The organism is Streptomyces sp. NBC_01261 (assembly GCF_036226385.1).
Classification (GTDB): domain Bacteria; phylum Actinomycetota; class Actinomycetes; order Streptomycetales; family Streptomycetaceae; genus Streptomyces.
The window spans coordinates 6,116,796-6,137,146 of the sequence record NZ_CP108463.1 but is presented as its reverse complement, the minus strand read 5'-3'; the positions used below and the strand labels follow the sequence as shown (position 1 = coordinate 6,137,146).

20 protein-coding genes and 1 pseudogene are annotated in these 20,351 nt (G+C 70.4%); 13 read left to right on the top strand and 8 right to left on the bottom strand.

Annotated features, from left to right (window positions below):
• Positions 1–4: 4 nt before the first annotated feature.
• Positions 5–199, top strand: coding sequence for a DUF397 domain-containing protein (locus OG226_RS27175; RefSeq protein ID WP_328682033.1), 195 nt, complete (start codon positions 5–7; stop codon positions 197–199).
• 12 nt (positions 200–211) lie between these two features.
• On the opposite strand, the gene OG226_RS27170 is transcribed toward OG226_RS27175, so the two are convergent.
• The 5 genes from OG226_RS27170 to OG226_RS27150 all read right to left on the bottom strand — a co-directional run bounded on the left by OG226_RS27170 (position 212) and on the right by OG226_RS27150 (position 4,767).
• Positions 212–874 (bottom strand): ABC transporter, encoded by a 663-nt coding sequence (locus tag OG226_RS27170; RefSeq protein ID WP_329353525.1) that lies wholly within the window; start codon positions 872–874, stop codon positions 212–214.
• Between the two features lie 62 nt (positions 875–936).
• On the bottom strand, positions 937–2,469 hold the full coding sequence (locus OG226_RS27165; RefSeq protein ID WP_329350278.1) for an ABC transporter permease: 1,533 nt from the start codon (positions 2,467–2,469) through the stop codon (positions 937–939).
• Positions 2,466–3,326 (bottom strand): ABC transporter ATP-binding protein, encoded by an 861-nt coding sequence (locus OG226_RS27160; protein WP_328682029.1) that lies wholly within the window; start codon positions 3,324–3,326, stop codon positions 2,466–2,468. Before OG226_RS27160 ends, OG226_RS27165 begins: the two co-directional genes overlap by 4 nt.
• A gap of 62 nt (positions 3,327–3,388) precedes the next feature.
• Positions 3,389–4,228, bottom strand: a complete 840-nt coding sequence (locus OG226_RS27155; RefSeq protein ID WP_329350277.1) for a zf-HC2 domain-containing protein — start codon at positions 4,226–4,228, stop codon at positions 3,389–3,391.
• Positions 4,225–4,767 (bottom strand): RNA polymerase sigma factor, encoded by a 543-nt coding sequence (locus tag OG226_RS27150; protein WP_328682025.1) that lies wholly within the window; start codon positions 4,765–4,767, stop codon positions 4,225–4,227. The genes OG226_RS27155 and OG226_RS27150 overlap by 4 nt, the downstream gene beginning before the upstream one ends.
• A gap of 123 nt (positions 4,768–4,890) precedes the next feature.
• Here OG226_RS27150 and OG226_RS27145 point away from each other — a divergent pair, with 123 nt between their 5' ends.
• The 7 genes and pseudogenes from OG226_RS27145 to OG226_RS27115 all read left to right on the top strand — a co-directional run bounded on the left by OG226_RS27145 (position 4,891) and on the right by OG226_RS27115 (position 12,397).
• Positions 4,891–5,274: a GntR family transcriptional regulator gene (locus OG226_RS27145; protein WP_328682023.1), complete on the top strand. Its 384-nt coding sequence runs from the start codon at positions 4,891–4,893 to the stop codon at positions 5,272–5,274.
• Positions 5,274–5,771 (top strand): annotated as a pseudogene (locus tag OG226_RS51630) (ATP-binding cassette domain-containing protein); the annotation flags it as partial. The gene OG226_RS27145 and the pseudogene OG226_RS51630, both read left to right, overlap by 1 nt.
• A gap of 523 nt (positions 5,772–6,294) precedes the next feature.
• Complete coding sequence (locus tag OG226_RS27135) at positions 6,295–7,320, top strand: ABC transporter permease (protein WP_329350276.1); 1,026 nt, start codon at positions 6,295–6,297, stop codon at positions 7,318–7,320.
• The gene (locus tag OG226_RS27130) at positions 7,317–8,261 is read left to right on the top strand and encodes a hypothetical protein (protein WP_329350275.1); all 945 of its coding nucleotides are present in this window, start codon (positions 7,317–7,319) and stop codon (positions 8,259–8,261) included. Before OG226_RS27135 ends, OG226_RS27130 begins: the two co-directional genes overlap by 4 nt.
• Positions 8,262–8,400: 139 nt before the next feature.
• Complete coding sequence (locus tag OG226_RS27125) at positions 8,401–10,761, top strand: RNA degradosome polyphosphate kinase (protein WP_328682016.1); 2,361 nt, start codon at positions 8,401–8,403, stop codon at positions 10,759–10,761.
• Complete coding sequence (locus OG226_RS27120) at positions 10,742–11,902, top strand: CHAD domain-containing protein (protein ID WP_328682014.1); 1,161 nt, start codon at positions 10,742–10,744, stop codon at positions 11,900–11,902. Before OG226_RS27125 ends, OG226_RS27120 begins: the two co-directional genes overlap by 20 nt.
• A 54-nt stretch (positions 11,903–11,956) precedes the next feature.
• Positions 11,957–12,397 carry an NUDIX hydrolase gene (locus OG226_RS27115; RefSeq protein WP_328682012.1) on the top strand — a complete coding sequence of 147 codons (441 nt, stop codon included), beginning with the start codon at positions 11,957–11,959 and terminating at the stop codon, positions 12,395–12,397.
• A 12-nt stretch (positions 12,398–12,409) separates the two neighbouring features.
• Here the strand turns inward: OG226_RS27115 and OG226_RS27110 are convergent, their stop codons facing one another.
• Positions 12,410–13,039, bottom strand: a complete 630-nt coding sequence (locus tag OG226_RS27110) for a hypothetical protein (protein WP_329350274.1) — start codon at positions 13,037–13,039, stop codon at positions 12,410–12,412.
• Positions 13,040–13,458: 419 nt separating this feature from the next.
• Between OG226_RS27110 and pstS the strand changes: the two genes are divergently transcribed.
• The 4 genes from pstS (at position 13,459) to pstB (ending at position 17,590) form a co-directional block, all read left to right on the top strand.
• Positions 13,459–14,589 carry a phosphate ABC transporter substrate-binding protein PstS gene (pstS, locus tag OG226_RS27105; RefSeq protein ID WP_328682008.1) on the top strand — a complete coding sequence of 377 codons (1,131 nt, stop codon included), beginning with the start codon at positions 13,459–13,461 and terminating at the stop codon, positions 14,587–14,589.
• A 108-nt stretch (positions 14,590–14,697) separates the two neighbouring features.
• A complete protein-coding gene (gene pstC / locus OG226_RS27100; RefSeq protein ID WP_328682005.1) occupies positions 14,698–15,708 on the top strand; it encodes a phosphate ABC transporter permease subunit PstC in 1,011 nt (336 codons plus the stop codon).
• Positions 15,705–16,766: a phosphate ABC transporter permease PstA gene (gene pstA / locus OG226_RS27095; protein ID WP_329350273.1), complete on the top strand. Its 1,062-nt coding sequence runs from the start codon at positions 15,705–15,707 to the stop codon at positions 16,764–16,766. The genes pstC and pstA overlap by 4 nt, the downstream gene beginning before the upstream one ends.
• Before the next feature lie 47 nt (positions 16,767–16,813).
• Positions 16,814–17,590, top strand: coding sequence for a phosphate ABC transporter ATP-binding protein PstB (gene pstB, locus OG226_RS27090; RefSeq protein WP_328682001.1), 777 nt, complete (start codon positions 16,814–16,816; stop codon positions 17,588–17,590).
• 339 nt (positions 17,591–17,929) lie between these two features.
• On the opposite strand, the gene OG226_RS27085 is transcribed toward pstB, so the two are convergent.
• Together OG226_RS27085 and OG226_RS27080 are read right to left on the bottom strand one after the other, a co-directional pair.
• Positions 17,930–18,928: an inorganic phosphate transporter gene (locus OG226_RS27085; protein ID WP_328681999.1), complete on the bottom strand. Its 999-nt coding sequence runs from the start codon at positions 18,926–18,928 to the stop codon at positions 17,930–17,932.
• A gap of 8 nt (positions 18,929–18,936) precedes the next feature.
• Positions 18,937–19,557 carry a DUF47 domain-containing protein gene (locus OG226_RS27080; RefSeq protein WP_026151758.1) on the bottom strand — a complete coding sequence of 207 codons (621 nt, stop codon included), beginning with the start codon at positions 19,555–19,557 and terminating at the stop codon, positions 18,937–18,939.
• 197 nt (positions 19,558–19,754) lie between these two features.
• On the opposite strand from OG226_RS27080, the gene OG226_RS27075 reads away from it, so the two are divergent.
• Entirely contained in the window at positions 19,755–20,120 is a 366-nt protein-coding gene (locus OG226_RS27075; protein WP_328686439.1) for a metal-sensitive transcriptional regulator, read from the top strand.
• Positions 20,121–20,351 lie beyond the last annotated feature (231 nt).

Here is a 20,351-nt window from a genome sequence, read left to right as displayed (position 1 = left end):
CCCCATGGACATCCGCGACCACTGGCGGAAGTCGTCGTACTCCGGCGCCGGGGACGGCAACTCCTGCGTGGAGATCGCCAACCACCCCACCCGCATAGCCATACGCGACTCCAAAACCCCGGCCCGAGCCACCCTCACCTTCCCCGCCCCCACCTTCACCGCATTCGTGGAAGCCCTGAAGGAGAACCCCGGACCCTGAACCGCCTCGTCCTCAGACGCCGGACAGGCCGGACCCCGCCGACCGGGTGGGAATCAGCCGCCTGCGCTTCACCGGTTCCGGTCCGCACGCCGCCCACACCAGCGCCGCCCCCACCAACACCATCGCCCAGTGGTCATGCCCCACCGTCCACGGCTTCTCCGTCGGGGTGGCGTACATCCCCCAGTCGTTCGGCAGGGCCAGGGACGACACCAGGGCGGTGACCAGGAACCCGCCGGCCACGCGCTGGCCCGGTTCCGGTTCGGCCGTGAAGCGGAGGGCCGCCGCCGCTGCCGCGAGGGAGAGGACCGCCGCCGCTGCCGCCTCCAGGGTCATGTCGCCCACCGGAGGGCGGATCTTCGACGGGACCAGCAGGACCGCCGCTGTCCACCAGGCCGCCGCGAACGGGGCGACCAGTGCCACCCGCAGGGTCGTGCGGAGCATGCGGCGGGTCGGTACCGAGGAGGTCAGGTCGCGGGCCGGGTCGTCGAGGACGAAGGCCAGGCCCAGGGCGAAGGTGAGGACGGCGGCGCGCAGGGCGATGAGCGCGGACCACGGGTCCGGTTCGTCCGAGAGCAGGCGGGGAAGGGCCGCGATCAGCAGGGCCACCGCCGCGGTCGCGCCCAGCGCCCGTACCGGCAGGGCGCGCAGGACCGGTCGGATCAGCTGCGCCAACACCCTTGCCGTAGAAGGGAGTTGCGCGCTGTCCGGCTGCTCGGACGCCCCGGTCTCCCTCGTCATCACTCGCACTTGTCAGCCCCACCGGGAGCCTTGACGCCCAGCAGCTGAGCGACCTTTGCCGTCGTCACCTTCGGAGCGGTCAGTTCGGCCCAGTGCGCCTTCACCTTCGGGGTGACCGTGGACGGGCCCGCCGCGAGCAACTCCCTTACGACGCTGGTCTGTCCGGCCGTCATGGACATTCCGTTGGTCGGCGACAGGACGGCGGAGGAGCCGGTCACGGTGTCGCTCAGGCGGACCGCGCGGAGCTCGGAGACCGGGTCGGACGTCCAGCCCAGGGCCAGCCACATGATGGTGACCATGCGGCCGTCGCACACGTCACCGCCGGCGTTCTCGTTCCCGAGGACCAGTACGGAGGCGACCGCGGCCGAGAACTCCGGTGTCCGGGGTCCGCCCCACATCGTGCGGACGGTCACCTGGTTCGGCGTGCGGGACGGGTCGATCGCGCCGTCGGCCTCCATGCCGTAGCGGGCCTCGACCCGTTGGCGTACCAGCAGCTTCTGGGTCTGGGCGGTGCCGCCCGCGAGGGACTGGACGTGGTCCGTGACATCGGCCCATGTCGCCGTCATGGGGACCCACTCGGGGAACGCGCAGTACGTCGAACGGCCGTGCCGGACGCAGGACTCGACCTTCTGCGGGGTGAGGGTGGCCCGGGCGCGGGCCGCGACCGTCTCGGACGAGACACCGGCCGCCTGGCCGATTCCACCGACCACGCCGAGGGCGATCGCTCCGGCCAGGGAGCCTGCCAGTACCGCCGTCGCCGTCTTGGTGCGGCCCTTGCTGATCAGTACCGCGAGCAGGGTCAGCGCCAGGGCCAGGCCCGTCAGGTACAGGGCGTGCGAAGCCGCCGGGCGGCCGATCAGGTCGGAGGGGATCGTCTTGGTGCTCCCCTCGCCGACGATCGGGGGCAGCCAGGCCGTGGCACCGCCGCCGCCGATCGAGACCGGCGCGAGGACGGAGAACACGAGGAGCAGGACCGCGGCCACCGGGATCGCGAACGGCTTCGGCACCACCCTCGCCATCAGCAGGCCGATCGCCCCGCACAACAGGACACACAGAGGGCCTACCAGCAGCTCGCCCACCGAACCCGTGCCCACCGCCGTCGACTTGACCGCCTGCCAGCCGAACTGGGCCGCCACGCCCAGCGCGACGAGTCCGGTCACCGGCAGGATCGACAGCGCGTGGGCTGCCGTACGGCGCCACGGTTCGAGGACCAGGACCCCCAACAGCCGTTCCGTGTCGTGTCGTTGGGAACGCAGGACGGCCTGGTTGACGCAGAGCAGGACCGCGAAGCCGACCAGCAGCGGGCCCGTCTGGGTGGAGCGGTCGACGTCCTGGAGGGCCGGGTAGCCTGACCAGTCGGTCTTGGTGCGCCACACGATCCAGGCGACGTAGGCCGCCAGCATGAACAGCACCGGGATACGGAGCAGGAGTTTGCGGGACTCGAAGCGGGCCAGGACGAAGATCGCCTGCCATGACGGGCGGGCGGGTGCCGTGTGCGTCTCGGCGGGGGTCAGGGTCAGTACGGTGCTCATGCCGTCGCCTCCGCGTGCATGCCGTCGAGGGTGAGCAAGTAGCCGTCCTCCAGGGTGGGTTCGACGAGTTCGGCGCCGGGCGGCGGGTCGCCCACGTTGCGGAAGACGCCCAGGCCGGTGCGCCAGCCCGCCTTCGCGTTCGGGTCCCGTTCCGCGCTGCTCCACACGCGGCCCGCGGCCCGTGCGGTGAGTTCGGCCGGGGTGCCGTCGAAGCGGACGCGGCCGACGGCCATCACGACGACGCGGTGGCAGAGCATCGCCACGTCCTCGGTCTGGTGGGTGGAGAGGAGTACTGTTCGCCCCTCCCCCGCGCGGGCGATCAACTCCCTGAAGCGCATGCGCTGTTCGGGGTCCAGGCCGACCGTCGGCTCGTCCAGGACCAGGAAGCCGGGGTCGCCCACCAGCGCCGCCGCGAGCGCGACCCGCTGGCGCATACCGCCGGACAGCTTCTTGATGCGCTTGCCGCGTACGTCCGACAGGTCGACCTCGGCCAGCACGCGCCGTACCTCGTCGTGGCGGGCGGTGCGGTCGGTCAACTCCTTGAGGATCGCCACGTAGTCGACGAAGTCGAAGGCCGTGAAGTCGGGGTGGAAGCCCGGCGTCTGCGGGAGGTAGCCGAGCACGCGCCGGGTCTCCTGGCGGCCCGCGGTGGTACGGGGGTCGTGGTCCAGGACGGTGAACGTGCCCTCGTCGGCGGGGACCGCGGTGGCCAGCACCCTCAACAGGGTTGTCTTTCCCGCCCCGTTGGGGCCGAGCAGGCCGGTGACGCCTTCGGTGAGCCGCAGCGACACGTCGTCGAGGGCGGTCGTCAGGCCGTAGCGCAGGCTGAGCCCGGCCGCGGAGACGGTGGTGGTCATGACGTACTCCAGTCGGAAAATGGCGTGAAGTTGCGTGAAGTGGAATGAAGTCGCTTGAGGGATCAGGCTGTTGGGCCGAAGCCCGGGGTCTTCGTGTCGAAGCGCTCGCGGGCCAGGTAGAGGAGGCCCGCGGCGAGGACCGCCACCGCGGCTGCCACCGTCTGGCCGGTCGCGGTGAACGGGGCGAGCGTGCCGCCGTGCGTCGCCCGCCCGTGGGCCACCAGCAGCAGGACGGTCCAGGCCCCGCCGACCGCACCCGGCGCGAGGACCGGGCCCAGGCGCGGGGTCAGCGCGAGGCTCGTCGAGGTGAGGGCGAGCGCGGGGAGCAGCCAGGCCAGGGCGGCGAGGCCGTATCCGGGCAGGGCCAGGGTCGCGAGGCCGTTGAGGCCGAGTCCCGCCACCAGTACGGCGGTTGTGCGGACCATGAGGAGTCTGAAGCCGTGCATCGGTGCCACGACGGTCATCTCGTAGGTCGGGTCGAGGACCGGGCCGTACGCCATCGCCACTCCCGCGAGCGGCAGCAGTGGAGCGAGGGCGAGGAAGACGTTGGGTGCCGCGACGTTCGAGACGTCGGTCACCAGGACCGTCATCATGAGCAGCAGGGCCACCGCACCGAGCCATGAGCGGCGCAGTACGGGTGTCGCCGCGAGCAGCCGTGCCGTGTGGTCGGCCACGCCGATCCGCACGAGCAGGGATTCCACCAACCCCCTTCTGGGGGCGTCGAGTTCGGCGTCGAGGCGTTCCCAGCCCGCGTCGAGGGCCACCGGGTCGGTGACCGACGCCAGCAGGGCCCGGCACTCGGCGCACTGGGCGAGGTGGGTGTCGGCGGACCAGAGCATGGGCGGTGCCAACTCGCCCCGCGCATAGGCGCGTACGTCGTCTTCGGCCACATGCCAGGTCATGCCAGCTCCTCCCGCAGTTGCTTACGGGCCCGCATGGCCCGCGTCTTGACCGTGCCGGCCGGGATGCCCAGCAGCACGGCGGCCTCCCGGGTGGTGAGCCCGTCGATCACGGTGGCCTGGAGGACCGCCCGCAGCTCCGGCGAGAGCCGGACCAGCGCGCCCGCGAGGTCCCCGTGCTCCACCCCCGCGAGCACGCGCTCCTCCGCCGACGCCTCGTCCCGGTGCCGCAGCCGCCCCAGCGCCTGCCGCAGCCGGCCGCGCGCCCCGTCGCCGCGCAGCACGTCGATCAGCCGCCGCGACCCGATCCGCCACAGCCACCCGGCCACATCGCCGTCCTCGCGGTAGCGAGCACTGCCCCGCCACACCGCGAGAAACGTCTCCTGTACGACGTCGTCGACCATCCCGGCGTCGGCACACCGGCCGCGCAGCCGCGCGGTCAGCCAGGGCGCGTAGCGCCGGTACAGCTCCTCGAACGCGCGCCGGTCGCCGTCCGCCGCGATGGCCCGCAGCAGCTCCCCGTCGCTTCCCGTATCCCTCACGTCTCCTCATCGCACGAGCCCCGCCGATCGGTTCACGGACCGGCACATCGATCTCACTTGACTTTCTCAGCCCTTCTGCACCACCCTTTCACTACTCAATTAGTGAAAGGGTGGTGGAAGCGAGTGGTCGAGTACCGCATCGACCGGCACAGCGGCGTGGCCACCTATGTACAGATCGTCCAGCAGACCAAGCAGGCACTGCGCCTGGGAATGCTGGAGCCCGGCGACAAGCTGCCGACGGCCCGCGAGGTCGTCGAGGCCACGGCCATCAACCCGAACACCGTCCTGAAGGCCTACCGCGAGCTGGAGCGCGAAGGACTGGTCGAGGCCCGCCGCGGTCTCGGCACCTTCATCCGCAAGGGGCTGAGCATCACGCCCGCGGACTCGCCCCTGCGCTTGGAGCTCGACGACTGGGCCGCGCGGGCCCGGGAGGCCGGACTCGGCCGGGACGACGTCGCCGCGCTCTTCACCGCCGTACTCGAAAAGCACTTCCAAGGAGAAGACTGATGACAGGCACCGCCGCGATAGAGGCCGCCGCTCTCGGCAAGCGGTTCGGCCGGCGGGGAGGGTGGGCCCTGCGGGACTGCGCCTTCCGGCTGCCCGCCGGGCGCGTCTGCGCGGTCGTGGGACCGAACGGCGCGGGCAAGTCCACGCTCCTCGCGCTGGCCGCCGGGCTGCTCGCCCCGACCGAGGGCGCGATATCCGTCCTCGGCACGGTGCCGGGCGCGGCCCGCGAGCGGGTCGCCTACGTCGCGCAGGACAAGCCCCTCTACCCGCAGCTCACCGTCGCCGAGACGCTGCGCATGGGCGCCGACCTGAACACCGACCGCTGGGACGCCTCCGTCGCCCAACGCATCGTGGCCGACGGGGACTTGAACCCGAAGTCCCGCATCCGCACCCTCTCCGGCGGCCAGTGCACCCGCGTCGCCCTCGCCCTCGCGCTGGCCAAGCGGCCCGAACTGCTGCTGCTGGACGAGCCGATGGCCGACCTGGACCCGCTGGCCCGGCACGAGATGATGGGCCTCCTCATGGCGCGGGCCGCCGAGTCCGGCACCACGATCGTGATGTCCTCGCACGTCGTGGCCGAACTGGAGGACTCCTGCGACCACCTGCTGCTGATCGGCGGCGGCCGGGTCCGTCTCGCCGGCGAGATCGACGAACTGCTCGCGGCGCACGTCCATGTGTCCGCGCCCGCGCACGCGGTCCTCGCCCCGCACACGGTCGTCGAGTCGCGCACCACCGGCCGCCAACTCAGCGCCCTGGTCCGCCCGTCGAGCACCCTCGACACGGACTGGCGCACCAGCACCCCGTCGCTGGAGGAGCTGGTCCTCTCCTATCTGCGCAACCCCGAGGCCGGCGGCACCAAGACCCCGGAGACCGTCGCGTGACCGCCCGCCCCGCCCCGCTCCCGACCCTGCACCCTCGGAAAGCCGGGGCCCTTTCTAACCACTCACACGCCAGGACAGTGGTTAGTTCCACCCCCAGCCTCCCGTACCCACCCATCCCCGACGCTCCGGAGACCGCCGCATGACCGCCCTCGTCGCACCTCCGGTCACCGGACGCCCGGCCGGATCCCCGCCGCAGCTGCTCCGCGGGCTGATCCGCCTGCACCGGCCGGCCCTGCTGGTCTGGACCGTGTTCGTGCTCGTCCTCGCCGGCCTCCTGCTGTGGGTGGGCGGACCGCTCACCGACGCGGCCGTCGAGGGCTGGAAGCAGTACCACGCCTGCGAGTCGGGCGGCTGCGCGTACGACCCGAGCGCGGTCGGCCGCTACAAGGACTGGTACACGTACACGACCTTCGCCGTCGTCGGCGTCCCCGTCCTGATCGCCGCCTGGTCCGGTGCCACGCTGACCAGTCGCGAACTGGAGCACGGCACCGCGCAGTTGGCCTGGACCCAGTCGGTCTCCCCGACCCGCTGGCTCGCCGCCAAGCTCGCCGTCCCGGCCGTACCCGTCGCCGTGGGCTCCGGACTGCTCGTCGGGCTGCACCATTGGGCGTGGTCGACGGGCCAGGGCCGTCTCGACTCGGCCAAGAGCTGGTACGACTTCGGCACCTACGCCGCCAACGGCCCGGCCACCGCCGCCATGGCCCTGGCCGCCCTGGTGATCGGCGCCCTCTTCGGCCTGTTCAAGCACAACTCCCTCGGCTCGCTGGTCGGTTCGCTGTCCGTCACGGGGTTCCTGTGGAGCATCATGGCCATCGCGACGCCCCACCTCTGGCCCACGGTCACCAAGCTCAGCAGCCTCAAGAACAACGTCCCGCAGGGCTCCGGCATCGTCGTCGACCAGGGCCTGGTCACCTCCACCGGCGCCCACATCGCCAACCCGCAGTGCGGTGCCATCACCAACAGCGGCTGCCAGGCCCTCTACGCCAAGCTCGACGCCGTCGGCTACTACAACGACTACCACCCCCAATCCCACTACTGGCCCCTCCAGTTGACCGCGACCGCGATCATCCTCACCGTCACCGCGCTCCTGACCGTGGCCGCGTTCCGACTCCTCAAGCGCCGGACCGGCCCGTCGGCGCCCGCACGCAAGGCAGCCGCCGTATGACCGCCCTGACCACCGCCCCGACGGCCGGCGTCCGTACGGCCGGCCCCCTCCGCACGGTCCTGCGGCTGCAGCGCGGTGTCCTGATCGTGTGGGCGGTGCTCTTCACCGTCGCCGCCGGCGCCCTGCTGTGGGCCTACGGTCCCGGAGGGAACGCCGCCGCGGCCGACTGGCAGCGCAAGTGCGGCGCCCACGGGTGCGACTGGAGCGCCGCGATCACCAACTACCACCAGGCCTACGCGGGCGCCGAGTTCCTGATCGGCGTCATCCCGTACTTCGCCACCGCCCTGGCGGGCGCGGTCGTCGGCCGCGAGCTGGAGAACGGCACCGCGCGACTCGCCTGGACACAGTCCCTCACCCCGACCCGCTGGCTCGGCACCACCCTCGCCGTGCCCGCCGCGCTCATCGCCGCCGGCTCCACCCTTCTCGTCCTGCTGCACCGGCTGCTGTACGACGCCCACAAGGTGCCGATCACCTGGAGCTGGTGGAACGCGGAGACCTTCATCCCGAACGGCACCCTCGGCGTCGCCCACCCCCTGCTCGGCCTCGCCGTCGGCGCCCTCGCGGGCCTGCTCCAGCGCCGCCTTCTGACCTCGATCGGCCTCGCGATCGCCGCCACGGCCCTGGTCGACACCACCCTCGGCTTCGCCCGCCCGCACCTGTGGCCCTGGGCGACCAGCACCGGCGCCGACTACGAGACACCGCGGAACGTCCTCTACGGCGACGGCGGCGCCGTCACCTCCACCGGCGCCCACATCGCCGACCCGATGTGCCGCGACAGCACGGCGTGCCTCAAGGCCCACGACGTCACCGGCTTCTACAGCGAGTACCACCCCGCCTCCCACTTCTGGCCCCTCCAGCTCGTGGAGACCGGCATCGTCCTCGCCGTCACCGCCCTCGTCCTCGCCACCGCCTTCACCCTGCTGCGCCGCCGCACGGCCTGACCGGAACCCCCCTCCCCGCGGCTCCCCCGCATCCGTTACGTTCGTTTCCGCGCCTCGGACGTCCGGGAGCCGCCCCCCGATATCCCGCACGCCATGTCGCCGTAACCAACGGTTCAGACGGGCTTGCGACGCTCGGCGAATGAAGCCCGTCGTGCCAGAGCCTTCGCCGCCTCCCGAGGTGAACGGGAGCAACGGGGTCGTCCTCCCGCTCCTTCCGGCGCTCTCCGACGCGCCTGTATCACCGGTGGCGCGGAACAATGGGCACATGAGCAGCCAGCCCAACGCCCAGGCCCAGGTTCAGCACGCGCAGCCCTCCGTGGGCTCCATAGCCGCCCACCGCCCGCACACCGTGTCGGCGGCGGTCTCCGATCTGGAACCCGACATCGACGCCGACCTCGACGAGTACGAGGAGTCGCCGTACGACGGGCCCCAGCTGCCGCAGGGCCGCTTCCTGGACCGGGAACGCAGCTGGCTCGCCTTCAACGAGCGGGTCCTGGAGCTGGCCGAGGACCCGAACACGCCCCTGCTGGAGCGGGCGAACTTCCTCGCGATCTTCGCCAGCAACCTGGACGAGTTCTTCATGGTCCGGGTGGCCGGCCTCAAGCGCCGTATCGCCACCGGCGTCGCCACCCGCTCCGCGTCCGGCCTGCAGCCGCGCGAGGTGCTGGAGATGATCTGGGCCCGCTCGCGCGAGCTCATGGCCCGGCACGCCGCCTGCTACCACGAGGACATCGCCCCGGCGCTCGCGGAGGAGGGCATCCACCTGGTCCGCTGGAACGAGCTGACGGAGAAGGAGCAGGCCCGCCTCTTCACCCTGTTCCGGCACCAGATCTTCCCGGTGCTGACCCCGCTGGCGGTCGACCCCGCGCACCCCTTCCCGTACATCTCGGGCCTCTCGCTGAACCTCGCGGTCGTCGTACGGAACCCGGTCACCGGCCACCGTCACTTCGCGCGCGTCAAGGTGCCGCCGCTGCTCTCCCGCTTCCTGGAGTCCTCCCCGGGCCGGTACGTCCCCCTGGAGGACGTCATCGCCGCCCATCTGGAGGAACTCTTCCCGGGCATGGAGATCCTGGAGCACCACGCGTTCCGGCTGACCCGCAACGAGGACCTCGAAGTCGAGGAGGACGACGCCGAGAACCTGCTCCAGGCCCTGGAGAAGGAGCTCATGCGGCGCCGCTTCGGGCCGCCGGTGCGCCTGGAGGTCGAGGAGTCCATCGACCGCGAGGTGCTCGACCTGCTGGTGCGCGAGCTGAAGATCAGCGAGGCCGAGGTGTACCCGCTGCCGGGTCCGCTGGACCTCACGGGCCTCTTCCGCATCGGCTCGCTGGACCGGCCCGAGCTGAAGTACCCGAAGTTCATCGCGGGCACCCACCGCGACCTCGCCGAGGTCGAGTCGGCCTCCGCGCCCGACATCTTCGCCGCCCTGCGCAGCCGGGACGTGCTGCTGCACCACCCGTACGACTCGTTCTCCACGTCCGTCCAGCGGTTCCTGGAGCAGGCCGCCAACGACGACGACGTCCTCGCGATCAAGCAGACCCTGTACCGCACCTCGGGCGACTCCCCGATCGTCGACGCGCTCATAGAGGCGGCCGAGGCCGGCAAGCAGGTCCTCGTCCTGGTCGAGATCAAGGCCCGCTTCGACGAGCACGCCAACATCAAGTGGGCGCGCAAGCTGGAGGAGGCGGGCTGCCACGTCGTCTACGGCCTGGTCGGTCTCAAGACCCACTGCAAGCTATCGCTCGTGGTCCGCCAGGAGGGCGACCTGCTGCGCCGCTACAGCCACGTCGGCACCGGCAACTACCACCCGAAGACGGCCCGCCTGTACGAGGACCTCGGGCTGCTGACGGCGGACCCGCAGGTCGGCGCCGACCTCTCGGACCTCTTCAACCGGCTGTCCGGCTACTCGCGCCGCGAGACCTACCGGCGCCTGCTGGTCGCCCCCAAGTCCCTGCGCGACGGCCTGATCGCCCGGATCAACAAGGAGGTCCAGCACCACCGTGCCGGGCGCCCCGCGTTCATCCGCATCAAGGTCAACTCGATGGTGGACGAGGCGATCATCGACTCGCTCTACCGCGCGTCCCAGGCGGGCGTCCCGGTCGACGTGTGGGTGCGCGGCATCTGCGCGGTGCGGCCCGGCGTCCCGGGCCTGTCCGAGAACATCCGCGTACGGTCCATCCTCGGCCGCTTCCTCGAACACTCCCGCGTCTTCGGCTTCGGCAACGGAGGCGAGCCCGAGGTGTGGATCGGCAGCGCCGACATGATGCACCGCAACCTCGACCGTCGGATCGAGGCCCTCGTCAGGGTCACCGACCCGGCCCACCGCGCCACGATCAACCGGATGCTGGAAACCGGTATGTCGGACACCACCTCCTCCTGGCACCTGGGCCCGGACGGCGAATGGACCCGGCACGCGACCGACGCGGAGGGCCAACCACTGCGCAACGTCCAGGAGATGCTCATAGACGCCCGGAGGCGCCGGCGTGGCACAGCAACACCTTGACCCGACGGATCCGGCCACGGCCAGGCCCTCCCCCGCTCCCGACATCGGTCGGCGGGGAGGGACCTCCGGGACCCCCACAGGTGACGCCCTCGCGGGCTATCTGAGGGCCCAGGCCACCGAGTTCCTCCGCGCCCTGCGGCTGCACCGGGAGACCGGCAACGGGCAGAACGGCACCGAGGACTCCGTCGACGCGGCGCGCGCCCTGCGCCACTCGGCCCGCCGGATCAGCGGCAGCCTGCACACCTTCCGCCCACTGCTGGAAGCCGACTGGTCCGAGGCGATGCGCCCCGAACTGGCATGGCTGTCGGGCACGTTGGCCCTGGAGCACGCGTGCGCGGCCCGCCTGGAGCGGCTCCTGCTGGCCCTGCACCGGCTGTCGGGCTCCACGGCGTTCCCCGCCCAGTCGGTGGCCTCGGCGGTCGGCGGCCGGATCACCGGCGCGGGCCGGGGCGTCCCGGCACCCGCCACAGCTGTCGGCCGCGGAGCGGCCACGTCCCCGACCGCCACCGCCGAGCGCGGCAACCTCACCGTGGGCGCGGCCAAGGCCGGTGCCCTGCTGGAGCGCCAGCTCACCCTGGCCCGGACCCGGGCCCACTCCACCGCGCTGCAGGCCCTCGGCTCCTCCCGCTTCCACGCGGTCGCCGACAAGGTCGCCGTGCTGGCCAGCGAGGTCCCGCTGACCCCGGCCGCGACCGGCACCGACCTGCGCCCGCTGGCCGCCGCCGCCGGGGAGCGCCTCACCGACGCGGTCACCGCGCTGCCCCTGGTCACCGCCGGGCACCCGTACAACGCGGAGGCCCTCATCCACGGCCTCTCCCCCGACCCCGCCCCGCACCCCCAGGACGGCCCCTGGCACCAGGTCCGGCTGCTGCTGCGGCTGCACCGCTACGCCGACGAGGTGCTGCACGCGGACGGCGCGCCGATGGACGTACGTCTGCTGACGGCCGGCCAGGCCCTCAATCTGCACCGGGACGCCTCGGAGGCCGCCGCGGCGGCCGCGGCGGCGGCCCGCACCCCGCGCATCGCCCCGGCGACCGCGTACGCGCTCGGCGTGCTCCACGCCGACCAGCGCCACGAGGTGGAGGCGGCCCGCTTCGCCTTCCAGCAGTCGTGGCAGAAACAGGCGGTGGGCACCCCCTGACGCCTTGAGCAGAGCCGCGCACCACCCCCGCGCAGAGGAGACGGTGAACCACCAGTGACTTCCTCCACGAACGACACCATCGTCCAGGCAGCGGGCTGCGTCCTGTGGCGCCACCGGTCCGCCGGAGACCTCGAACTGGCGCTGGTCCACCGGCCCAAGTGGGACGACTGGTCGTGGCCCAAGGGCAAGCTCAAGCGGGGCGAGACCTTCGAGGACGCGGCCCGCCGCGAGGTGCTCGAAGAGACCGGCTACACGTGCCGGCTGGGGACGAGACTCCCGTCGGCCCACTACGCCGACCACCACGGGCGCCCCAAAGAGGTCCGCTACTGGGCGGCCGAGGTGACCGGCGGAGCCTTCGCGCCCAACGACGAGGTGAACACGCTGCTCTGGCTCCGGCCGGCCGAGGCCCACCGGCGGCTCACCTACGAGCGGGACCGCGACCTGATCTCCCTCGTGCTGATCGCGGTCGGCACGGACGAGGACCCTCTCGACTGAGGCTCGGCTCGACTACGGGATGTCGTCGCGGCTTTCGGCCGTGCCGACGACGACGAGTTCTCCGCTCTCCAGCAGCTCCGCGAGCACCCGCGGCGCGCGCTCGAAGTGGCAGTGGTCCCGCTGTGCGCGGCCGATCACCCGGTCCGGGTGGCCGAGCGCCGCCAGCACGTCCCGGTGCAGGCCCTGCGCCCAGACGTACCCCGGCTCCCCGTCGACGTCCATGTCCCTCTCGTCCAGCGGGGTGTCCGCGAGCGCGCAGGCCAGCCGGTAGCCGTCCACGGGCCCGGCGGCGAAGTCCAGGAACGCGGCGGGGTCCGCGTCCGCGGGGGTGCCGTCGGCGGGCTCGTCGTCATGGACGCCCGGCCAGGAGTCGTAGCGGTAGGCACGCACTCCGTCCTGCCAGACCTCCAGCTCCAGCCGGTCGCCGTCGTACTGGAAGGCGGCCAGCACCGGAACGCCCAACGCGGCGCCGACCGGCCCGGCGACCGAGAAGACACCGTTGCCGTCGATGAACCGGTCCGGATGGACGAGGCAGAATCCCGGCCCGGCGGGCGCCGCGTAGGCGGCCACGCGGACCTCGTGCAGAACGGGGGCCGCCCGGTCGAGCGGCAGGGGAACCAACAGCGTGCCGTACGTGGCCACGGCCTCACCTCCGGGAACGCGGTGAACCTACGTGCCCATGACACCGCCAGGCCAGTGAATTGCGCCCGCTGTCCCGCGCGTGCCGTACCGCCCACCTCGCGTTACGTTGCGAACGGGCGGCCACGGCAGGTCCCTCACCCGGCCGAGGGACCGCCCCTCGTGGAGACGCTGGGAACCGCTCCGCACCTGGCATAGTCCGGAATCACCTCGTGTCCTCGACGTGAGCGTTCCGTGACCTAACCGCACCGCCCACAGGGGTTCACCCTCCGTTCACTTATGCCCATAGGCGCCTTCACCTGTTCTGCCTAATTTCGGCCTTACGCGATGCGAGCCGCGACCTGGGGGTCGCCACCCGCGTCACCCCGTCTTCGCACGCCGCCGTAATTCAGGACGGCGGCTCTCGGAAGGAACTCTTTCAAGTGAAGCTTCAGCGCATGAACCGGCGGGCCCTCACCCTCGGTGCTCTCGCGGTCTCCGGCGCCCTGGCCCTCACGGCGTGCGGCTCGGACGACAACGGCGGCTCTTCGAGCAGCACCAGCTCGTCGGCGGCCAACGCCAGCTCCGCCAACTGCGGCACGGCGAAGAAGGGCCAGCAGCTGCTCGCCGACGGCTCGTCCGCGCAGAAGAACGCGATCGACGCGTGGGTCAAGGCGTTCAGCCAGGCCTGTGGCGTCCAGATCAACTACAAGGGCGGCGGCTCCGGCGCCGGCGTCACCTCCTTCAACCAGGGTCAGCTGGCCTTCGCCGGTTCCGACTCCGCGCTGAAGCCCGAAGAGGTCACCGCCTCCAAGCAGGTCTGCTCCGGCGGCCAGGGCATCGACCTCCCGATGGTCGGCGGCCCGATCGCGCTCGGTTACAACGTCCCGGGTGTCGACAACCTGGTCCTGGACGCCCCGACGCTCGCCAAGATCTTCGACAGCAAGATCACCAAGTGGAACGACGCGGCGATCAAGAAGCTGAACCCGTCCGCCACGCTGCCCGACCTCAAGATCCAGGCGTTCCACCGCTCGGACGAGTCCGGCACCACGGACAACTTCACCAAGTACCTGATCGCCACCACCGCGGCCAACTGGAAGTACTCCGGCGGCAAGGCCTGGCAGGCCAAGGGCGGCCAGTCCGCGGCCGGCTCGGCGGGCGTCGCCCAGCAGGTCAAGGCGACCTCGGGTGCCATCGGCTACTTCGAGCTCTCCTACGTCGGTGACGGCGTCAAGGCCGTCAGCATCGACACCGGTGCCGCCGCCCCGGTCGCGCCCAGCACCGACAGCGCCACCAAGGACATCGCCGACGCCAAGGTCGTCGGCACCGGCTCCGACCTGTCGCTCAAGCTGAACTACAACACCAAGGCCGACGGCGCGTACCCGATCACCCTGGTGACGTACGAGATCGTCTGCGACAAGGGCAACAAGGCCGACACGCTGCCCGCGACGAAGGCGTTCCTCACCTACATCGCCAGCGAGGAGGGCCAGAAGGTCCTCAGCACCATCGACTACGCGCCGATCCCCGACGCGATCATCACCAAGGTTCGCAGCACCATCGCGAGCATCAGCTAGTCCGAGTGTGCGGCCGGGTCCCGGACCAGGGACCCGGCCGCACCGTCCGGTGCACCGCCGCCACGGACCCCACACCGCACGTGTGGACCCGCAGACCGGAGAAACCCGATGGACATATCGACCAAGAACCCCGAAGAGGCACCCCCTCCCACCCCAGCGCCCTCGGCCGCCGTGCAGAAGCGCACGGCCCGCGGCGCCACCCGACCCGGTGACCGGATCTTCCTCGGTCTCTCCCGCGGGTCGGGCATCCTGCTGCTGGTGATCATGGCCGCGATCGCGGTCTTCCTCACCTATCGCGCCTCCCTCGCGATCAGCAAGGACCACGCGAACTTCCTCACCACCTTCGAGTGGAACACCAACCTGTTGCCGCCGAAGTTCGGCATCGCCGTCCTGGCGTTCGGCACGGTGGTGTCCTCGATCATCGCCATGGTCATCGCGGTCCCGATCGCGGTCGCCATCGCCCTCTTCACCACGCACTACGCCCCGCGCAAGCTCCGCGGCCCGGTCTCCTACGTCATCGACCTGCTGGCCGCCGTACCGTCCATCGTGTACGGCCTGTGGGGCGCCCTGATCCTCGTACCGCACATGGTCGGGCTCTTCGGGTGGCTGAACGACTACTTCGGCTGGACCGGGATCTTCTCCTGGGACGAAGGCGCCCCCCGCTCGATGCTCACCGTCGGCATCCTGCTGGCGATCATGATCCTGCCGATCATCACCAACGTGAGCCGCGAGGTCTTCCGCCAGGCCCCGCAGATGATCGAGGAGGCGGCCCTCGCCCTCGGCGCCACCCGCTGGGAGGTCATCCGCATGGCGGTGATCCCCTTCGGCCGCTCCGGCGTGATCTCCGCCTCGATGCTCGGCCTCGGCCGCGCGCTCGGCGAGACGATGGCCGTCGCCACCGTGCTCTCGCCCGACTTCATCATCCACGCCAGCCTGCTCAACCCGGGCGGCGGAACCTTCGCCCAGAACATCGCCAGCAAGTTCAGCGAGGCGTCGGCGGACGGCCGGGACGCGCTCATCGCGTCCGGTCTCGTCCTGTTCGTCATCACCCTGCTGGTCAACGGTGCGGCCCGGCTCATCATCGCCCGCCGCGCGGAGTACTCGGGGGCCAACGCATGAGCAACGCAGCCGTAGCGGAAAAGCCCGCGAGCACCCTCCAGGGCGCCACCCTCCCGAAGTGGTCGCCGTACGCGATCGCCGGCGGGTCGATCGTCCTGGCCGTCCTCATCGGACTGGTCGGCAGCCTCGACAGCAAGGTCCAGTGGGGCCTGATCGCGGCGGTCCTCTTCGTCCTCGGTACGTACGTCATCGCCTCCCGCATCGAGGGCACCCGGCAGGCCAAGGACCGCATCGCGACCAGCCTGGTCTGGGTCGCCTTCATCCTCGCCGTCATCCCGCTCGTCTCCCTTCTCTGGACGACGATCTCGCGCGGCGTGAAGGTCCTGAACATCTACTTCCTGACCCACTCGATGGGTGTGGTCGCCGACTCCGAGCCCGGCGGCGGTATCTACCACGCCATCATCGGCAGCCTGGAGCAGGTCGGCCTCGCCACCCTGATCGGCGCCCCGATCGGTGTGCTCACCGCGATCTACCTGGTCGAGTACGGACGCGGCGCCCTCTCCAAGTGGGTCACCTTCTTCGTCGACGTCATGACGGGCATCCCGTCGATCGTCGCGGGTCTGTTCATCCTGTCCCTGATGCTCATGTGGGACATGGAGCCCTTCGGCTTCGCCGGTTCCTGCGCCCTGGCCATCCTGATGATGCCGGTCGTGGTCCGCTCCACCGAGGAGATGCTGAAGCTCGTCCCGAACGAGCTGCGCGAGGCCTCCCTCGCTCTCGGCATCCCGAAGTGGCGCACGATCCTCAAGGTCGTCCTCCCCACCGCGATCGGCGGCATCACCACCGGCATCATGCTGGCGGTCGCCCGTATCGCCGGCGAGACCGCGCCCGTCCTGCTGCTGGTGTTCGGCAACCCGTTCATCAACAACGACCCGTTCCACGGGGCGCAGGCGTCGCTGCCGCTGTACATCTACCAGCAGTTCGCGCAGAGCGCGGGCGCCGGAGCGGCCTACGACCGCGCCTGGGCGGCCTCGCTCACCCTGATCGCCTTCGTGATGATCCTCAACCTGGTGGCCCGCGGCATCGCCCGCTGGAAGGCCCCCAAGACCGGTCGCTGACCGCGACCTCCTCAGCGACCGTTCTGAACTCTGGAAGTGAAGCAGTCATGTCCAAGCGAATCGACGTAAGCGGGCTCACCGCCTTCTACGGCTCACACAAGGCGATCGAAGACATCTCGATGACGGTCGAGCCCCGCTCGGTGACGGCCTTCATCGGCCCCTCCGGCTGCGGCAAGTCGACGTTCCTGCGCACGCTCAACCGTATGCACGAGGTCACCTCCGGCGGCCGTGTCGAGGGCAAGGTCCTCCTGGACGACGAGGACCTCTACGGCCACGGCATCGACCCGGTGTCGGTGCGCCGCGAGATCGGCATGGTCTTCCAGCGCCCGAACCCGTTCCCCACGATGTCGATCTTCGACAACGTGGCGGCGGGCCTGCGTCTGAACGGCAGCTACAAGAAGAGCGAGCTGGCGGACGTGGTGGAGAAGTCCCTCAAGGGCGCGAACCTCTGGAACGAGGTCAAGGACCGCCTGAACAAGCCGGGTTCGGGTCTGTCCGGCGGCCAGCAGCAGCGCCTGTGCATCGCCCGCGCGATCGCGGTGGAACCGAAGGTCCTGCTGATGGACGAGCCCTGCTCGGCCCTGGACCCCATCTCCACCCTGGCCATCGAGGACCTGATCGGCGAGCTGAAGGAACGCTTCACGATCGTCATCGTGACGCACAACATGCAGCAGGCGGCCCGCGTCTCGGACCGCACGGCCTTCTTCAACCTCGCGGCGGTCGGCCAGCCCGGCCGCCTGATCGAGATCGACGACACGGAACGCATCTTCTCCAACCCGTCGGTCCAGGCCACCGAGGACTACATCTCGGGCCGCTTCGGCTAGACCCCGGCGTCAAGAACCCCTCGCGGTGCTGCATGGCGGTGCCACCGCGAGGCCGAAAAGGGCCCGCCCCTGGCTCCCGGGGGCGGGCCCGTTCGTTTGCGCGGGGTGCGCGTTCCCGGTTTCCCACCCGCCCACCTGTTTACGGTCGGCCGAGACGTGACCGATTCAAGACACCCGGGTCACATGACGGCCCAGCTTCTTGGCGCGGATCAGTGGGAGTGCGCGCCCGTACTTTCCGGTCCGCTCTGCTTCTACGGCACCTTCTCAGCGGGCCGTAAACGGGTGCGCGGGTGGGAAACCGTGGGGCCAGGGGGCGCAGCCCCCGGCATACAGCAGCGCCTACAGGACCGCCAGGTCCACGATCCAGAACGCCAGCGCCGCGACGACCGCAGCCGCCGGCATCGTGATGAACCACCCCATCACGATGTTCTTGGCAACACCCCACCGGACGGCCTTGACCCGCTTCGTCGCCCCGACACCCATGATCGCCGAGGTGATGACATGCGTCGTCGACACCGGCGCCTTGAAGAGATACGCGGTGGTGAACATGATCGCCGCACCGGTCGTCTCCGCCGCGAACCCCTGCGGCGGATCCAGCTCGATGATCTTCCGCCCCAGCGTCCGCATGATCCGCCACCCGCCCGCGTACGTCCCCAGCGACAGCATCAACGCGCAGACGATCTTCACCCACACCGGAATCGGATCGCCGTAGGTCGAGTGACCGGAAATCACCAGGGCCATCACCACGATGCCCATGGTCTTCTGGGCGTCCTGGAGACCGTGCCCGAGGGCCATGCCGGCCGCGGAGACGGTCTGCGCGATACGGAACCCGCGCTTCGCCTTGTGCGGATTCGCCCGCCGGAAGATCCACATGATCGCCGTCATCACCAGATAACCGCCGACCAGACCGACCACCGGCGACACGAACATCGGCACGATGATCTTGTCGACGACCCCGTGCCAGATGACATCCGTACCGCCCGCGAGCGCGGCCCCCACCATCCCGCCGAACAACGCGTGTGAGGACGACGACGGCAGCCCGAAGTACCAGGTGACCAGGTTCCAGGTGATCGCGCCGACCAGCGCGGCGAAGAGGATCCCCATCCCCTTCGACCCCTCGGGCGTCTCGATCAGCCCCTCGCTGACGGTCTTGGCGACCCCGGAACCGAGAAACGCACCCGCGAGATTCATCACGGCGGCCATCGCGAGCGCCGCGCGCGGAGTCAGCGCCCGGGTCGAGACCGACGTGGCGATCGCGTTGGCGGAATCGTGGAAACCGTTCGTGTACGTGAAAAAGAGCGCGACCAGAATGGTCACGACCAGAGCGAAGGTGTCCATGGAGAGGTTCAGGACTCCTTGACGGCGATGGTCTCCACCGTGTTCGCCACGTGCTCGAACGCGTCCGCCGCTTCCTCCAGCACATCCACGATCTGCTTGAGCTTCAGCACCTCGATGGCCTCGTACTTGCCGTTGAAGAGCATGGCCAGCAGCTTGCGGTGGATCTGGTCGGCCTGGTTCTCCAGCCGGTTGACCTCGATCCAGTACTCGGTGAGGTTGTCCATCGTGCGCAGGTTCGGCATGGCCTCAGCGGTGAGTTCCGCCGCCCGCGCCAGTACCTCGATCTGCTGCTCGACACCCTTGGGCAGTTCCTCCACGTTGTAGAGGACGACCAGGTCGACGGCCTCCTCCATGAAGTCCATGATGTCGTCGAGGCAGGAGGCGAGGTTGTAGATGTCCTCGCGGTCGAAGGGCGTGATGAAGGAGGAGTTCAGCTGATGGAAGATCGCGTGCGTGGCATCGTCACCGGCGTGTTCCGCGGCCCGCATACGCTCTGCGATCTCGGCCCGGCCGGCGGTGTCCGCCCCGAGCAGTTCCATGAGGAGTTTCGAGCCCGTGACGATGTTGTCCGCGGACGCGGCGAACATGTCGTAGAAGCTCGTCTCCCTGGGGGTCAGACGAAAGCGCACAAGGGGTCCTCGGGAAGCATGGGTTTCGGTCAGGCTGATGCTAAGGGCATCATCCGGCCACGGCTAATGGGCCGTCCCCCAGTGTCGCCCATCAGGCACAGTGATCCGCACGGGGGCGTACCAAGGGCCCTATACCCAGCAAAGTTCGTTACGATATACCCACTAGGGGTATATGTCTGGAGGACGCGATGGACGCGATGACGACCACCGAGGCCGGCGCGGCGGCAGCGCCCTCCGAACCGACGCGCGAGCCGGTCGACGAGGTGGCCCAGGAACCGGTGACGCACGGTTACCACCACCAGAAGGACGAGCACCTCAAACGCCTGCGCCGGATCGAGGGCCAGGTCCGCGGTCTGCAGCGGATGGTCGACGAGGACGTCTACTGCATCGACATACTCACCCAGGTGTCCGCCTCCACGAAGGCCCTGCAGTCGTTCGCGCTGCAGCTCCTGGAGGAGCACCTGCGGCACTGCGTCGCCGACGCGGCGATCAAGGGCGGCGAGGAGATCGACGCGAAGGTCGACGAGGCGACGAAGGCGATCGCCCGACTCCTGCGCACCTAAGACCTGTCCGGCGGATCATGCCGCAGACGCGGGGTGTGGCAAGCCCTCCTCCACCGCCCTGGAGGCGTGGGGACCCCCAGCCGCGTTGTCGTCGGTCGCCGACGTCCCCCGGCCTTCGGCCGGGAGGTGACCCCACCGCGTCGACTGCCTGCTCCGCCTTGCAGCCGCACGCACCACGCCCCGCTCACCGGCGCTGATCAGGCACCGCCGATTTCCTGCGACCTGATCCGC